This window comes from Bacillota bacterium (assembly GCA_024655925.1).
Classification (GTDB): Bacteria; Bacillota; DTU025; order DTU025; family JANLFS01; genus JANLFS01.
In genome coordinates, this window is sequence record JANLFS010000030.1 from 1 (window position 1) to 15,146 (window position 15,146).

Here is a 15,146-nt window from a genome sequence, read left to right on the forward strand (position 1 = left end):
GCCCTGACGACAAGGTCCTCCGTGACCCACAGCACCGTGTTCGTGGGGGATCTCCTGATACCCTGGGATGATACATCCAGTATGGGCCACGCGGGAGTGGGCGACTTCTGGGTCAACCCGAGTGTCTTCAAAGAGATCCTGAAGATACCCCGCTATCCTCTGACCACCGTCCAGGTCAGCTACGAAGCAAATGGCCGGGTCTACGAGGCCTACAGATTCGACTATGATTCCGCCGAGGACGGCCGGAGGTACATATGGGTGGTGGATCCCGAGTCCGGGTTGATGCTCTACCATGCCCAGTGGTCCCCGACGTCTGATCGCAACTTGTGCCACGTCTCGGTTATGGAGCTCGTGACCACGCGCCAGTTGCTAGTCCCGTGGGCTGGCAGTTCGGTCCCGAGTTCGTTCAAGGCCGGGATGCAGATGACCTACCAGGGACATATCAAGACCTGGCTCCCAGCGACCGGCCCGAACATCCCGGTTCCGGCGGTTCTCGAGGTCGTGTTCACTAACGTCGGCCACAACTGGACTGAGGCCAGAGTACAGCGGGTGTTCAGCGGGCAACCGGCGGATGCCGCGCTAACGGTCCATACGGGTCCCGGCCTCTTGGCGGGCGGGTTCTGGATACCACCTGCTTGGTTGGCCCGTCTGAGAAACGGGGACCGGCTCGATGAGTACGATCCCATCACGAAGAGTCAAGTAGAAGTCAGCTATGTGGGGACAACCACGACCGGAGTGCCCATCGTGGCGATCTTCGAGTGGGGCAAGCGCTACAAGCGCGTCTGGGTCTACCGGATGACCGACGGGCTCCTCGTGTATTGGCTCGATGAGAAGCTGATCGACCCTGCATCAGGCATGATCCAGCAAGCAGAGTGGCAGCTAAGGTAGAAATGGGCCGTCAGGCGCCGGCCGGAGACCCGGGGCGTAGTGCACAAGGGTCACGCCGGCATCACACCCCCGCCTGCATGTTCCTACATCAAGGCCGGCACGATTCGGGCAGCGGCGCGGATCACAACACCCCAGCCCGCACGTTCCTACCGCGGCTTCCAACTGCCCGGTCCTTGGGGTCTCGAATCAGGTACGCCCCGACCACCATCAGGGCCACCCCAGCAAACGTCACCCGGAACGCGGAGGCATATGCAGCTGCGGTCGCGGGGCCGCCTGCAGCGGCCTTGTCTATCAGACAGCCCATGAGCGGCTGGAACACGGCCGCGCCAAAAAGGGTGCAGGCGTTGACTACCGCCATTCCAGTCCCGGCCTTGTTGCTCCCGGCGTAGTCTTTCGCCATTCCGAAGCCCACGACCGCAAGGGCGGTAGTGGGAACGCCGATGAGGACGGCGCTTGCGTAGAGCAGCCATGTCGGCGCGGACGCGGTGAAGAAGGCGAGCGGAACCCACGCCAGAGCGTACAGCAGTGACCCGGTGACAAAAACCACTCTCCTCCGAAACCCCAGGCGGTCGACGAGAAAGCCCGCTAGGGGTCCGCCTACCATGCATGCGAGGGAGACCACCATCATCATGTTGCTCGCCTCTATCTTCGTCATTGCCTTGACGTCCATCAGGTAAGGCACGCCCCATAGCCCCTGATACCCCATGAGAGGTCCGTACTTGAAGAAAGCCGTCGCCCCGAGGAGCATGATTGGCAACAGGCCCGACAGGACAGTCCACCGGGACCGTGCCGCGTTCCCTCCTGCATTCGAGGTTGCGCAGGTGTGTGCCTGACTCCGGCGATCCGCCGACGCGGCCGGAGGATCGCCGTTCACGAGGACTCCTGTCGCACCTGTCTGCGCAGGCTCGGGGTTCCGCAGGAACACCCAGCATGCCACAGTCACTAAGATGGTGATGACGCCGATGATCACGAAGGACTGCCTCCACCCGATGGCGGACACCGCGAGCGCGAGAGGGCTAGTGGCGACCAGCGAACCGAGGTGGCCGGCGGCCCCGAATAGCCCAACCATGGTCGAGAACTCGCCTGGTCCTGAGATCCGGGACAGAAGCTGCAATGTGGGGATGTAGACACCGGCCGCGCCTAACCCAGTGATCACCCGTGCGGCTACTGCCATTCTCCAGGTATGACTGGCGCTGAAGAGCAGCACACCGACAGTGGCGATGGCCGTGCTGATCGAGATCACCGCCCGAGACCCGAGCATGTCCGTGAAGATCCCGAAAGGGATCTGCAGCGCGCAGTAGACATAGAAGTAGGTGGACGCCAACAATCCTAGCTGGGCAGCAGTGATCGCATACTCAGTCAGGAGGTTCTCTGCGATAACGGCAGGGGAGACTCTGTGAAAATGGGAGAGGAAGTATGCGCACGAACACAGAGCGAAGATGAGCCATTTCCGACTTCTGTTGTCGTCGTAGCTGGAGGACATGATCCAAGATCACTCCTTGCGCAGTGAGGAAGCCTCGCTTCGTCCCAGAAGGGCGAGGTCCCGGACGATCACGCCAGCCATTGCGAGGCCAGCTGCAGGCGGCACGAAAGAGATGCTCCCTGGGACACGAGACTTCTGAGAACGGGGTGGTTCATCTGAGAAGACCACGGTGAGCCCGCGATCGATCCCTCTCTCGCGGAGCCCCAGGCGAACCGCCCTCGCCATGGGGCATGTGTGGGTCTTCGAAATATCGGAGACCCTGAACCTGGTGGGGTCGAGTTTGTTCCCAGCGCCCATGGAAGATACTATTCTGATGCGGGACCCAAGACATGCCTCGATCAGGTCGAGCTTGGCCGGGACCGAGTCGATCGCATCTGCAACGTAATCTGGCTTGCTTTCGAGCATGCGCGGGATGTTGCCGGCGGAGATGAACTCGACCACCGACGTGACCCGGCATCCTGGGTTGATCGCGGCCACTCTCTCGGCCATCGCCTCCGCTTTGTGCTTCCCGAGGGCCGGCCGGACCGCGACGATCTGCCGGTTCAGGTTGCTTTCAGTTACCACGTCTCCATCTACTAGAGTCAACGCACCTACCCCCGCCCGGGCAAGCGCCTCTGCACATGCCGAGCCAACCCCGCCCAGCCCCACCACAAGGACAGAACTGGCAGCGAGTTGCGCAACTCCTTCAGAGCCGATCAGAAGAGCGGTCCTGGAGAACATGTCCTCAGAGTGATGATCAGTGCTCATTCTCGCGTCCTCCTTGAAGGGCAGAGCCCGAAGACGTCGAAAAGCCTCAGTTGTGCACAGCGTGAGAACTTCCCAGTGGGGGTTTGCAGATGGAAGCACCCAGCCGCATAGAAGAAATTACGATGCCGGACGGCAGCCACACCTGCGTCCTCGCAAACTTCGACTGCCTATCAGGGATCCCCAAGACAGTCGATCCTGGTTCGGTTGATGTGGTGGTCACCTCCCCGCCGTACAATCTCGGCATCAACTACAACTCGTACGACGACCGCATCAGCCGGCAGGAGTATCTGGAGTGGACTCGGGAATGGGCCTCCCAAGTCGCCCACGCTCTCTCCCCAGGAGGCTCACTCTTCCTCAACATAGGGTCAAAGCCGACAGACCCCTGGGTACCTTACGAAGTCCTTTTTGTGCTTCGACCGCTTTTCCAGCTGCAGAACGTGATCCACTGGATCAAATCCATTGCCATCGCCCACGCGGACGTCGGCAACTACCCCGGCATAACCGGCGACGTGGCCGTCGGCCACTACAAACCCATCCGGAGCAAGAGGTTTCTCAACGACTGCCACGAGTATATCTTTCACCTCACGAAGGCCGGTGACGTGGCACTGGATCGGCTCGCCGTCGGAGTGCCCTATCAGGACAAGAGCAACATCGGTCGTTGGGAGGGCGCCCAGTCCGGCAGGAGATGCCGAGGAAACACATGGTTCATCCCTTACGAGACCATCCAGAGTTCCGAGGCCGATCGTCCACACCCCGCGACATTCCCTGTGCGCCTCCCGGAGATGTGCATCAAGCTGCACGGGCTCGAACGGTGCAACCTCGTCATGGATCCGTTCATGGGCATCGGGAACACCGCTCTTGCATGCATCCGCCTTGGCGTCTCTTTCGTGGGGTTCGAAATCGATGAGTCATACTTCGACCTGGGCCTAGCCAAAGTGCGCAAGGCTTGTGAGGTCCAACAGACCCTCTTCTAGCCTATGACACTCCCCACAACTCGAAGGAGGTTTTCGCCCATGATCCCGGAAATCTCCTCATCCGAGTAGCCCCGGTGAGCCAGTTCGCCGGCCACGGCCGGGAAATCCAGCACACTCGAGATCCCGGCGGGGAGATACTCGTCGGACATCCCATCGAAGTCGGAACCGATGCCAACATGTTCCGGCCCTACCAGGTTGGCGAAATGGTCGATGTGGTCGGCAATCCCACCTATGGTCCTTCGCCCATCACCAAGGAAGAGGCCAACGAAGGATACTCCGATGACGCCGTCTTTCTCCGCGATGGCACGGGCCTGTTCGTCCGTGAGGTTTCGTGGATGCGACCACAACACCTTGGAATTGGAGTGGGAGGCTATGACCGGCCGCGTGGAGACCTCCATCACGTCCCAGAATCCTGCCTCCGAAAGGTGCGAGACGTCGACCACCATGCCAAGCCGGTCCATCTCCCGGACAACCTCCACACCGAACCTGGTGAGGCCGCCTCGTGTGCGCTCCTCATAGCATCCGTCAGCGATCTGGTTGCGATTGCTCCATGTGAGAGTCATAAGTCTTACGCCCAGCCTATAGAATATCCTGAGCAGTTCAATGCTGCCCTCTAGGACCTCGCCGCCTTCGATGGAGAGGAACCCGGCGATCTTGCCCCGCTCTTTCGCGCACGCCACGTCTTGAGCTCTCGTCGCGGGAGCGAGGAGGCTTCCTTCCGTCTCGGCCTCCTGGTAGAAGGCGTCCACGTATCGCATGGCGCGTGTTGCGGAAGCACCTGGCAGGAATTCCTCCGGGACGTATATGGCGAATACCTGTGCGGACATGCCGGCCTCAGCCATCCTGGGGAGATCCAGGTGCCCGCCACGGCCGGTCTCCCCCAGCTTGCGACGCCCGCTCACCACATCCATCAAGGTGTCGCAGTGGGCATCCATCATGAACATGAAGGTCGACCCCCTTGCTTGCCACAGTCGTCCACTTGAGTATACCACTCCTCCAGCTCCCTGTATTGCGCAAAGTCACCCTTAAGTGGTAGGATGAACTGGAGGCTCAGGTGGAGCACTCGCTCTGTAATGTGTGCGGGAGGGTGACCATCATGCCAGGAGTGAGAATCGTTACTGACTCCACTGCTGACTTGGGCACAGAGCTTGCGCGGCGGTACAATGTGCCCGTAATACCGTTTTACACCATCTTTGAGTCCGAGAGCTATCGTGACGGGATAGATATCACTGCAGACCGTCTTTTCGAAATGGTAAGGGAAAAAGGCTGCCTGCCTACCACTTCCGCTCCTAGCCCGGGCGTCTATATGTCCGCGTTCCAGGAGGTTCTCCAGGAGTCGGACGAACTCATCTACATCGGCATCTCCAGCAAGTTCTCAGCTGGTGTCCAGAATGCGAGGATGGCAGCTGACATGCTCCCTCCGGGACGTGTCCGTATCATCGATTCGGAGAACTTGTCCACCGGCATCGGGATCTTGGTCATATTCGCGTGCGACCTTGCGGCTAAGGGCGCCACCGCGGACGAGATCGTCACGGCCGTTTCGGATGCTCGACCCAAGGTGCGCACTTCCTTCATCATAGACACCCTGGACTACCTCCGCATGGGCGGCAGGTGCTCGGGGGTGCAGGCCTTGGCCAGTTCACTTCTTCACCTAAGGCCCGTAATCTCGGTGGTTGACGGAGGTATGGTGGTTTCCGCAAAGGTCCGCGGATCGAGAAAGAGAGCCCTTGACCACCTGGTATCAGAGTTCCAGGCGAATGTGCCCAGCTTTGTCCCAGATCGCGTGTTCGTCACCCAGACTGGGTGCCCCGAGGATGCGCTGCACCTCGTTGACAGCATCAAGAAGGTCGCGCCGGACACTCGGGAGATCCTCTCAACCAAAGCCGGGAGCGTCATCTCCAGCCACTGCGGGCCGGGAACCATCGGGATCATATACATGACGAAGTAACTGGAATCTCGAGTATTCCATGACTCCATGGTGTTCAGTCGCCCGCCCTGCCGAGGTGGGCTCCGACACATTGCCAGCGATCTCCCCCGCCGCAAAAGACCGGCCCCAGGCCTACATGTTGTTGGCCCGGGGCCTTGCTTACTTCGGTTCCTCAAGTCTTTCACAGGACTGGGGCTCAACCACCTCGGCCTTCGGTGCACTGGGACGTTGTCAGCGCTGGACCCGCCCTGAGGTGTCTCCCTTCGCGAGTGCCTCTACTTCGTCCACGGTCACCAAGTTGAAATCTCCGAAGATGGAGTGTTTGATGCATGACGCCGCCACAGCGAACTCCAAAGCGTCGCGTGATGACTTCCCGCTCAGGATGCCATGAATCAACCCTGCCGCGAAGGCATCCCCGCCGCCCACGCGGTCCACGATGTGGACGGGGTATTTCTTGGAGAACAGATGCTCTGAGCCATCGAAGAGCATGCCTGACCATATGTTGTCGAATGCCGATATGCTTTCCCGGAGAGTAATTGCCACCTTGTCAAAGCCGAACATCTCCACCAGTTTGGCGGCCACGTCACGATAGGCGGCCGAGTCGATCTCCCCTCGGGTCACGTCCGTCCTCTCAGCACGGATTCCAAAAACCTTGTCTGCGTCCTCCTCGTTTGCCACGACTACGTCCACATACTTCATGAGACCCGTCATGACCTCACGGGCCTTCTCAGGCGTCCACAAGTTCTTCCTGTAGTTTAGGTCCGCGCTGACTGTGAGCCCCATCTCCTTCGCGGTCCGGGCGGCCTCCAGGGTTGCCGCGGCGGCCCTGTCTCCCAGGGCTGGAGTGATGCCGGTGAAATGGAACCAATCGGCACCTTCGAACACCCGGCCCCAGTCGATCTCACCCTGGCTGATCTCCGAGATCGAGGAGTTCGCCCTGTCGTAGATGACTTTGGAGGGCCGTTGTGACGCACCCATCTCAAGGAAGTAGATGCCGAGCCTGGAGCCACCACGGACTATGTAGTCCGTCCGAACCCCGAACCGTCGGAGGTGGTTCACAGCCGACTGTCCTATCTCGTGCCGCGGAACCCTAGTGACGAAATAGGAGTCGAGACCGAACCCGGCGAGGGAGACAGCCACGTTTGCCTCTCCTCCGCCGTAGACCACATCGAATGAGCCGGCTTGCACAAAACGCTGGTATCCTGGGGGAGACAGTCTCAACATGATCTCCCCGAACGTGACTACCTTCTTCGCCAACCTTACCTCCTCCAATCATCCTCAGTGATGGTGAAGCTCTCCGGCAACTTCTCCTTTAGAGTGTCGCGTTCCGACGTGCCAGCCGCGAGAGCGTACAGGAAGGTGGCCCCACTCGGGTCGAGCGCAATTGGTTTGGCATGCCAGATACTTGGGAACACGACTGCCGCCTGTCCTCGGTCTAGTTCGAAGAAGCACAGGCCCTGTCTTGAACAGGCAGGGGCGACCGGTACGGCCATCCGTCCGACAAGGGCTACAAACAGCTGGGGAGACTCCTTGTGGACTTCGAGTGCTGTGTATTCCCTAGAGGGAGCATACTCAAGCACGGCGGTTTTCACATCGGATTTCGGGACACCGTATCTGGATGCAAACACTTCCGCCGCCCACAACGCCGCGGTTCCCTCGCTGTCAAGTGCGCCAGCAGGAATCTCGACAGGTTCTCCGTATCCCCGGAACTCCGGGGACGTGATCTGCCCTACTGCCATTTCTCCCGGGTTCAATAGAACTCGCCTCCTCGTGCTCGTCTGCGGTTACGCCCGTGCCCGCGCCACCTCGTCGATGAACTTGCGAGCGTGAGCTGCAAGATCGTCCCACCTCTTCTCGGCTATCATCTTCTTGTCGGTGAGCGCAGTCCCGACTCCGAGGAAACTCGCACCGGCCTTGATGAACGCTCCCGCAGTAGAAAGGTCTACTCCGCCAGTGGGCGTGAGCAGGATCTGAGGAAACGGACCTTTCATATCCTTGAAGAACTCCGGCCCCAGTTTCGTTGCGGGGAACACTTTGACAACATCTGCTCCGGCCTCCCAGGCGGCCAGGATCTCGGTGGGAGTGAAACCACCCGGGATCACGATCTTGGAATAGCGCTTCGCCATGGAGATGATCTCCTGCTTGAAAACGGGTGAGACCACGAACTCCGCTCCGGCCAGGATTGCCATGCGTGCAGTCTCAGCGTCGAGGACTGTGCCGACTCCCACCACCACCTTGCTGCCGAGTTCCCGTGAGACGTCCTTGATGACGTCAATCGCATTTGGAGTAGTCATGGTTATCTCGATGGCCCGGACGCCTCCTGCCTCTATGGCCCGGACGACGTCAAGCAGCTCACCTGAGCTCTGAGCACGGATCACCGCGACCACGCCGGTCTCCACGAGCACCTCAAGGTTGCGTTCTTTCTGAGTCAACGCCATTCTATCTCCCCCCATAGATGAGATTGGTATCCATGGTTGTGAAACCAGGTTGCGCTATACGATACATTTCTCCGCCCCTACGCAGAATCCTTCAACAGAAGAGGTTCGTGTTCGAAGGACTAGCCCTCCCTGCGACGAATACTTGAAACATCAACCCACGCTGCGCACCAAATCGGCGGTGCGCTGGATCAGGAGGAGAACGTGATGGGCTTTCCCCTCCGGGCCGGAGTGCTAGTCATAGGAAGCGGCGGGGCGGCGCTCCGCGCGGCCATTGCTGCCTGGGAGTCCGCGCCCAGCCTTAGGGTGGTGCTGGCCACCCGCGGTGTACTGGGCGGGAGTGGAGTGACCGCCAAAGCGTGTTCCGACCGGATGGCATTCCACGTCACGCTGCCCACAACACCCCCGGGTGGGCCTGATAACTGGATCTACCATGCTCAAGACATCTTCAATATCGGGGGGCAGGTGTCAGACGAGCCCCTCGCTGAGATCCTGGCCCGGGGCTCCGCCGAGGCGTTCCGATACTTGGACTCATTAGGTGTCCCTTTCGCAAAACGACCCGACGGAACCCCGTTACAGTTTGTGACAGACGGCTCCGAATACCCGCGCGCTTGTTACACCGGCCCGTACACGGCAGTCGACATTGAACAGGCGCTCGTACGGCGCGTCAAGGAACTGCCCATTGGGGTCGTGGAAGGGCTAGTCGCTGTGTCCCTCATTACCAGGGACGGCAGGGTGTGCGGCGCCACCTTCATGCGGGAGAACCCCGTGGCTTATCATGGCGATGTCAGACTAGGTGCTGACGGCACGCCTGTCGTCATACTCGCCGGGGCAGTCGTGCTCGGGACAGGCGGTCCCGGACAGGTCTTCGAGACCAACCTGTTCCCTGAGGAGTGCACCGGCTCCGGAACCGGGATCGCCATCCGCGCCGGAGCGGAATTGGTCAACATGGAATTCATACAGATCGGCCTCTCATCCGTTTCCACCAAGCTTGCATGTTCCGGTAGTATTATGAGGTGCATTCCCAGGGTTGTGAATGAAGAGGACCACGAGTTCCTGCTCGCAAGCTTCCCCGGGGAGGACCCGGCTGAGATCTATGCGCTTCTTTTCAACAAGGGCGCAACCTGGCCCGTCTCCGCCGAGCACCGCACGTGCCTCATAGACGTTGCGGTCCACCGCGAGATCGAGCGAGGGCACAGGGTTTATCTTGACCTGTCCCGAAATCCCGAAGGGTTCGACATGTCCGCACTGCCTTCGAATGTTATGGAGAGGTACAGGAGCGAGATCAAACAGGAAGTCCCCGCTGAAGTCAGGGCGGCCTCGCCAATAAACCGTCTGCGGGAGATAAACCCGCCGGTGGTCCAGTGGTTCCTCGAGCGCGGGATCGACCTGGTCCGCGGGGACAGGATTGAGATCGCCCCGAGCATCCAGCATTTCCAGGGCGGAGTCAAGATCGGGCCCAGGGCCGAGACAACTGTTCCGGGTTTGTTCGCCGCAGGTGAAGTGGCCGGCGGGCAACACGGGGCAAATCGCCCAGGCGGCAACGCCCTCATGGACTGCCAGGTCTTCGGGAGAATTGCGGGCCTGGAAGCCGCAAGAGAGGCACTTGCCGTCATGAGAGGTTGTGAGGAAGCGTCGGCTCCCGGGGACACGGCAGCAGGCGGAGACCTGCTCCCAATGGGTAACGGCCTTCTTCCGTTACCCAATGGCAATCTTCCTGCCACCGAGGCGCGAGCCAGGCTCCGGCGGACCATGGCGATGTCGTGCGGAGTAGTGCGGACCCAAAGTGGGTTGAAGCAGGCGGCCAGGGAACTCGCAGCCATCCGCGAAGCTGGTGTAGGTGTCGACGGGCATGGACCTCTCTACGCCGTTGAGACCGACCTCATGCTTGACGTGGCAGCCGCCATCGTCTCCTCGGCGTCTGAGCGTGACGAGAGTCGTGGGCCCCACCTCATGTTCGAGCGGCCCGATTCTCCTCTGCCCATGCCAAGGGACGACAGTAGGTGGCGGAAGTACATTGTGGTCAGCCGAAATGGCCTCGAAGTGCGAAAGCCTGTGAGGTCCAACTGCGAAGACGAATAGGTGGTGTAACTGTATGGTCACAGCGCGAGCGATGGTCCTTGAAGCCTTCAGGAACCCCCTCGTGATGCGGGAGTTCGGGGTGGGCACGATTCCCGACGGGCATGTGCTTGTGAGGCTCTCTGCCGCAGGTGTCTGCGGATCCGACCTCCACATGTATCAGGGGAAAGACCCCAGGACCCCCCTACCCATCATCCTGGGCCACGAAGGGGTTGGGCACGTTGAAGCGGTAGGAGGGCGCGTGACCGATGTAGACGGTCATGAGCTTGCCCCCGGTGACCCCATCATCTGGGATCGAGGGATCATGTGCGGGGCGTGCAGGATGTGCGTGATAGAGCGTCGCCCGGCCCTCTGCGCGAGCAGGCGTGCCTACGGCATCCATATCGGAGCAGCCGAGCCGCCCCACCTCAACGGGTGCTATGCCACACACCTGATGCTGAGACCAGGGACGAGAATCCTTTCACTGCGCTCTCGCGACGCTCAGCAAATCGACCCCGCGATTCTGGTGGCGGCATCCTGCTCAGGTGCCACAGCAGCGCACGCCGCAGAGCTTGCGGATATCCGCGTCGGCGATTCTGTGGTCATCTACGGACCCGGTCCACTGGGCGCGTTTCTGGTGGCTTTCTCAAGGGCACGCGGGGCGTCACGGGTGATCGTGGTCGGCGGAACCGGCCTCAGGCTTGAGATCTGCCAGATGCTTGGGGCCACCCACACCATCAACAGGAACGAGACCAGTCCGGATGAGCGGCGAGAGATGATAATGGACGCAACCGGAGGCCGGGGGGCTAGAACGGTGTTCGATGCCGCTGGGAGCCATGATGTGGTTCGCGAGGCCATCGACATCGTTTCCACTGGGGGTAGTGTGAGCCTGCCGGGGTTCGCGGTGCCTTCAGGCACAATGCCGGTTGACATTTTCGGGCTGACCAGGCGTACTATCTCCCTGCAGGGAGTCTGGGTGAGCGACGCACGTCACCTCGATGAGGCCTTCAGCTTGGTGATGGCGAACCAGGAGGCCTTCGCGAAGATGGTCACCCACCGGTTCCCGCTCGATCGGGCAAACGAGGCCTTAGCGGCGGTCCGAGACCGGGAGGCAGTAAAGGCGGTACTGATCCCCTAGGGCCTGAGCCCCCGTTTTCTCACCCTGATCCCCGCGGAACTCATGGCGAGGACGCCCAGGATGATGAGGCCGTAGATGACCCGGCGCACCGGCTCGCTCACGTTCAGGATCGTCAGTAGCCCGGAGAGAACCGTGAGCACGAGCACACTTGCGAAAGTGCCAGGGTACCCTCCGACGCCTCCACTGAACGGAGTACCTCCCATGACCACTGACGCCATGGACCTGAGGCGGTAATCCTCCCCCCAGTCCAGGGTACCGGTGCCGATGTAGCCGGTGACGACCAAGCCAGAGATGGCTGCCGTGATGCTGCTCAGGATGTAGACGGCGATGATCACACGATCGACGTTGACACCGGAGAGTCCGGCGACCCTCTTGTTGGCGCCGACTGCATAGATCTTGCGCCCGAAGACCGTCTTTCTGAGAACGATGGTGATTCCGATGGACAGGAGGATCCAAAGGAGGAACGAGACCGGAACAATCCCAATCTTCCCGTTCCCGATGAACCTCAGGTAAGGAGATGCTCCGCCGGAAGGCGCCCCACGTGTGTACACAAGTGCTGCGCCCTCAGCGATGATTCCTGTTCCCAGAGTCATCACAAAGGCCGGTATGCCGAGTTTCGTTATGCCCACGGCGTTGAGAAGCCCACACCCACCCGCAACCATTAGTACCCAGAATATGGCGCGGAGGTTGTTTGCATCCGCCCCCTTGAGAAGTGCAGCGGCGACCACGTTTGACAGGATTGCGACAGATCCCACCGAGAGGTCAACGCCTCCGGTCAGTATGGCCATGGTCTGGCCGATGGCGATGATGCCCAGTGGGACGGCCTGTTTGAGCAGGTTGAGCGCATTCGCCGGCGTGAGGAACCTGGGGCTCACAATCCCTGACACGAGGAAGAGGACCACTGATGCCATAGCCAAGTAGCCCGCGATCCCAAGCCTGATTCTGGAACTCCTGCGTTCAGCAACCGCTGTCATTTCATCTCGAGCCATTTCCGTCTCAACGCCCCTCCCGCAACCGCGATCACCAGCAGTACTCCTTTGAGCAGGTACTGGTAGTAGGTGGACACCCCCAGGTGGTTGAAGACGTTCCCCAGGACCACGATGAGACATGCCCCGGCAACCGATCCCCAAACCTCCCCGACCCCGCTCGCAAACGTCGCCCCTCCGGCTATGACTGCAGTCATCGAATCAAGGCTGAAAGGAACGCCAGATGCCGCATCGCCGGACGCGAACCTTGCCGCCAGGAACAGCCCAGAGACGGCCGCGAGCAGTCCGGCAATGGCGTGTGCCGCCACCTTTGTCCTCTCGACCCCGATCCCGGCCCGGAACGCGGTCTCGGGATCGGCTCCAACTGCCCGAATATGGACGCCCAGGCGCGAGCGGTTGAGGACCCACCAAGACCCGACTGCGATCAGGGCGGCCCCGACGACGGGGATGGATACCCCCCGGATCTCTCCCGTCACCGCCTGCATGAACCTGTAAGGGATGGACCCTCCCGGGTAGGGCAGCACCGCAAGCGCTAGCCCCATGAGTGCGCCGTTGGTTGCCAAGGTGATCACCATGGCCTCCACTCGAACCCGGTAAACCAGAACTCCGTTGACTGCCCCGATGACTGCCCCCAGTAGGAGTATTAGGAGGCTCCAGCCCAGCATGCTGCCGCCCGAGTCTACCATGAACCTCGCGGCGATTACCGTCGCTAAGCTTATGACCCCGCCGACCGCCAGGTCCACATCGCCCGCGAGAATCGCGAACGTCTGTGCACAGGCGACGATGACTAATGCCACCGCCTGAACGAGCAGGTTTCTGAAGTTGTATGCTGTCCGGAAAGTTGGGGACAGGATTGAGGATACAACGAAGATCACTGCGAGGATAACGTAGATGGGCATGGCGGGATTCGAGGTGATCCCTCCGCTGATCCATCTCCGATGCACAATCGCAGGGGGCGCCGCCAGTCCTCTGTTCATCCCGTTCACCTACACGCTTCTGCTTCGGTCTCTGCAGTGATACCCCATTGCGCCGCCATGATTGTCTCCCGATCTGCGGTCTCAGCGTCGAACTCCCGCACTACCCTGCCGTCGTGCATTACGATGATCCTGTCGCAGATACGCATCACTTCCAGCATATCGCTGGAAACCATGAGAACGCCGCCTCCCGCGTCAGTGATCAGGCGCATCAGCTGGTAGATCTCTTCCTTGGCCCCGACATCTATGCCCCGGGTGGGCTCGGAGAAAAGGAGCACTGACGGTTCGGCTGCAAGCCATTTCGCGACTACTACCTTCTGCTGGTTGCCACCTGACAGGTTGTTGGCGAGATGACCAGGGGACGGTGGGTTTATCCGGAGTTCGCCGATGAGTCTCGACACCAGTTGCTGTTCCCGGGCGGAATCCACAAACCCGAAGGACTGCCGGGCGTCCACAGTCGGAAGGCAGATGTTGTTGGCAAGGTTCAACCTGAGGCAGACACCCTCGAGCTTCCTCTCTTCTGGGACGAAAGCGATCCGGGACCTCATGGCATCCCTCGGGTTCCGCAGTCTTACCTCCCGGCCGTTGACACGAACAGTCCCGTGGTCGAGCTTCATGGCCCCAAACAGCGCCCGAAGGACCTCGCGCTGACCCTGCCCCTCCAATCCGACGAGCCCGACGATCTCATTACGGTGCACCTTAAAGGATACGTTCGAGAACCAGGAACCCGCGCACAGCCCCGAGACTTCCAAAAGAACTTCGCGTGAGACTGGCACTTTGCCCGGAAGACGCGCGAGGGAGACGGCCTTACCGGTCATCATCTTGACGAGCAAATCCCGGTCGAGGTCCTGACAGGACCTCCGCCTGCCACCGTGCCATCCCTGAGCACCGTTATCTCATCGCAGATGGCGAAGATCTCCTCAAGTCTGTGCGAGATGAAGATGACCGTCTGTCCCTCGGAAACGAGCCTGCGTATGAGTGTGAAAAGGCTTTCGACCTCATGCCCGTTGAGCGCGGCCGTGGGTTCATCCATCACTATGACGCTTGCCTCCACTGACAGTGCCTTGGCGATCTCCACGAGCTGCTTCTGCGCCAGGCTCAGCCTTCCCACGGGCGTACCCGGGTCGACATCCACCCCCACTAGTGAAAGAAGCTTTTTCGCGCGCCCATGCGACGCCGTCCGGTCGATCGTCCCGAACCTTTTGACCACCTCGTGCCCGAGAAGGATGTTCTGGGCAACCGTGAGTGCGGGGATCAAATTGAGTTCCTGATGAATGGTGGAGATTCCAAGTTTTGCGGCTTGCGCCGGGCTCCCCACGACAACCTGCCGGCCTTTCAGGATGATCTTCCCTGAATCCGGAGGGATGACTCCTCCCAGGATCTTGATGAGAGTGGATTTCCCTGCGCCGTTCTCGCCGACGAGACCATGCACGGTTCCTGGTCTACACCGGAAATCCACCCCTCGGAGAGCATAGACACCTGGGAACGATTTTTCTATTTGGACCATCTCAAGAACGTATGGGTTCCCAACCACTG

15 protein-coding genes are annotated in these 15,146 nt (G+C 60.5%); 5 read left to right on the plus strand and 10 right to left on the minus strand.

Annotated features, from left to right (window positions below):
- Nucleotides 1-888 (plus strand): hypothetical protein (locus NUW23_06310; protein MCR4425791.1); only part of this gene is annotated, 888 nt, incomplete at its 5' end.
- Between the two features lie 121 nt (nt 889-1,009).
- Here NUW23_06310 and NUW23_06315 read toward each other — a convergent pair.
- Both NUW23_06315 and NUW23_06320 read right to left on the minus strand, forming a co-directional pair.
- Entirely contained in the window at nt 1,010-2,371 is a 1,362-nt protein-coding gene (locus tag NUW23_06315) for an MFS transporter (GenBank protein ID MCR4425792.1), read from the minus strand.
- Between the two features lie 9 nt (nt 2,372-2,380).
- Nucleotides 2,381-3,118 carry a tRNA threonylcarbamoyladenosine dehydratase gene (locus tag NUW23_06320; protein MCR4425793.1) on the minus strand — a complete coding sequence of 246 codons (738 nt, stop codon included), beginning with the start codon at nt 3,116-3,118 and terminating at the stop codon, nt 2,381-2,383.
- Between the two features lie 122 nt (nt 3,119-3,240).
- Between NUW23_06320 and NUW23_06325 the strand changes: the two genes are divergently transcribed.
- On the plus strand, nt 3,241-4,092 hold the full coding sequence (locus tag NUW23_06325; GenBank protein ID MCR4425794.1) for a site-specific DNA-methyltransferase: 852 nt from the start codon (nt 3,241-3,243) through the stop codon (nt 4,090-4,092).
- Here NUW23_06325 and NUW23_06330 read toward each other — a convergent pair.
- The gene (locus NUW23_06330; GenBank protein MCR4425795.1) at nt 4,089-5,036 is read right to left on the minus strand and encodes a dipeptidase; all 948 of its coding nucleotides are present in this window, start codon (nt 5,034-5,036) and stop codon (nt 4,089-4,091) included. The genes NUW23_06325 and NUW23_06330 overlap by 4 nt on opposite strands.
- 152 nt (nt 5,037-5,188) lie before the next feature.
- On the opposite strand from NUW23_06330, the gene NUW23_06335 reads away from it, so the two are divergent.
- Nucleotides 5,189-6,040, plus strand: a complete 852-nt coding sequence (locus NUW23_06335; protein ID MCR4425796.1) for a DegV family protein — start codon at nt 5,189-5,191, stop codon at nt 6,038-6,040.
- Between the two features lie 210 nt (nt 6,041-6,250).
- On the opposite strand, the gene NUW23_06340 is transcribed toward NUW23_06335, so the two are convergent.
- From NUW23_06340 to eda, 3 genes are read right to left on the minus strand one after another with little or no spacing between them, the layout of a single operon-like run.
- Nucleotides 6,251-7,276, minus strand: a complete 1,026-nt coding sequence (locus tag NUW23_06340; protein ID MCR4425797.1) for a sugar kinase — start codon at nt 7,274-7,276, stop codon at nt 6,251-6,253.
- Between the two features lie 2 nt (nt 7,277-7,278).
- Nucleotides 7,279-7,773, minus strand: coding sequence for a hypothetical protein (locus tag NUW23_06345; protein MCR4425798.1), 495 nt, complete (start codon nt 7,771-7,773; stop codon nt 7,279-7,281).
- A gap of 30 nt (nt 7,774-7,803) precedes the next feature.
- Nucleotides 7,804-8,457 (minus strand): bifunctional 4-hydroxy-2-oxoglutarate aldolase/2-dehydro-3-deoxy-phosphogluconate aldolase, encoded by a 654-nt coding sequence (eda, locus tag NUW23_06350; GenBank protein MCR4425799.1) that lies wholly within the window; start codon nt 8,455-8,457, stop codon nt 7,804-7,806.
- A 204-nt stretch (nt 8,458-8,661) separates the two neighbouring features.
- On the opposite strand from eda, the gene NUW23_06355 reads away from it, so the two are divergent.
- Entirely contained in the window at nt 8,662-10,536 is a 1,875-nt protein-coding gene (locus tag NUW23_06355) for an FAD-binding protein (protein MCR4425800.1), read from the plus strand.
- 13 nt (nt 10,537-10,549) lie between these two features.
- Complete coding sequence (locus NUW23_06360; GenBank protein MCR4425801.1) at nt 10,550-11,650, plus strand: zinc-binding dehydrogenase; 1,101 nt, start codon at nt 10,550-10,552, stop codon at nt 11,648-11,650.
- Here NUW23_06360 and NUW23_06365 read toward each other — a convergent pair.
- Genes NUW23_06365 through NUW23_06380 form a run of 4 tightly spaced genes read right to left on the minus strand, consistent with a single transcriptional unit; the run spans nt 11,647 to nt 15,144 of the window.
- Complete coding sequence (locus NUW23_06365; protein ID MCR4425802.1) at nt 11,647-12,639, minus strand: ABC transporter permease; 993 nt, start codon at nt 12,637-12,639, stop codon at nt 11,647-11,649. The two genes, NUW23_06360 and NUW23_06365, sit on opposite strands and share 4 nt — an antisense overlap.
- Nucleotides 12,621-13,613 (minus strand): ABC transporter permease, encoded by a 993-nt coding sequence (locus NUW23_06370; protein ID MCR4425803.1) that lies wholly within the window; start codon nt 13,611-13,613, stop codon nt 12,621-12,623. Before NUW23_06370 ends, NUW23_06365 begins: the two co-directional genes overlap by 19 nt.
- 5 nt (nt 13,614-13,618) lie before the next feature.
- Nucleotides 13,619-14,431 (minus strand): ATP-binding cassette domain-containing protein, encoded by an 813-nt coding sequence (locus tag NUW23_06375; GenBank protein ID MCR4425804.1) that lies wholly within the window; start codon nt 14,429-14,431, stop codon nt 13,619-13,621.
- Nucleotides 14,428-15,144, minus strand: coding sequence for an ATP-binding cassette domain-containing protein (locus NUW23_06380; protein MCR4425805.1), 717 nt, complete (start codon nt 15,142-15,144; stop codon nt 14,428-14,430). Before NUW23_06380 ends, NUW23_06375 begins: the two co-directional genes overlap by 4 nt.
- Nucleotides 15,145-15,146 lie beyond the last annotated feature (2 nt).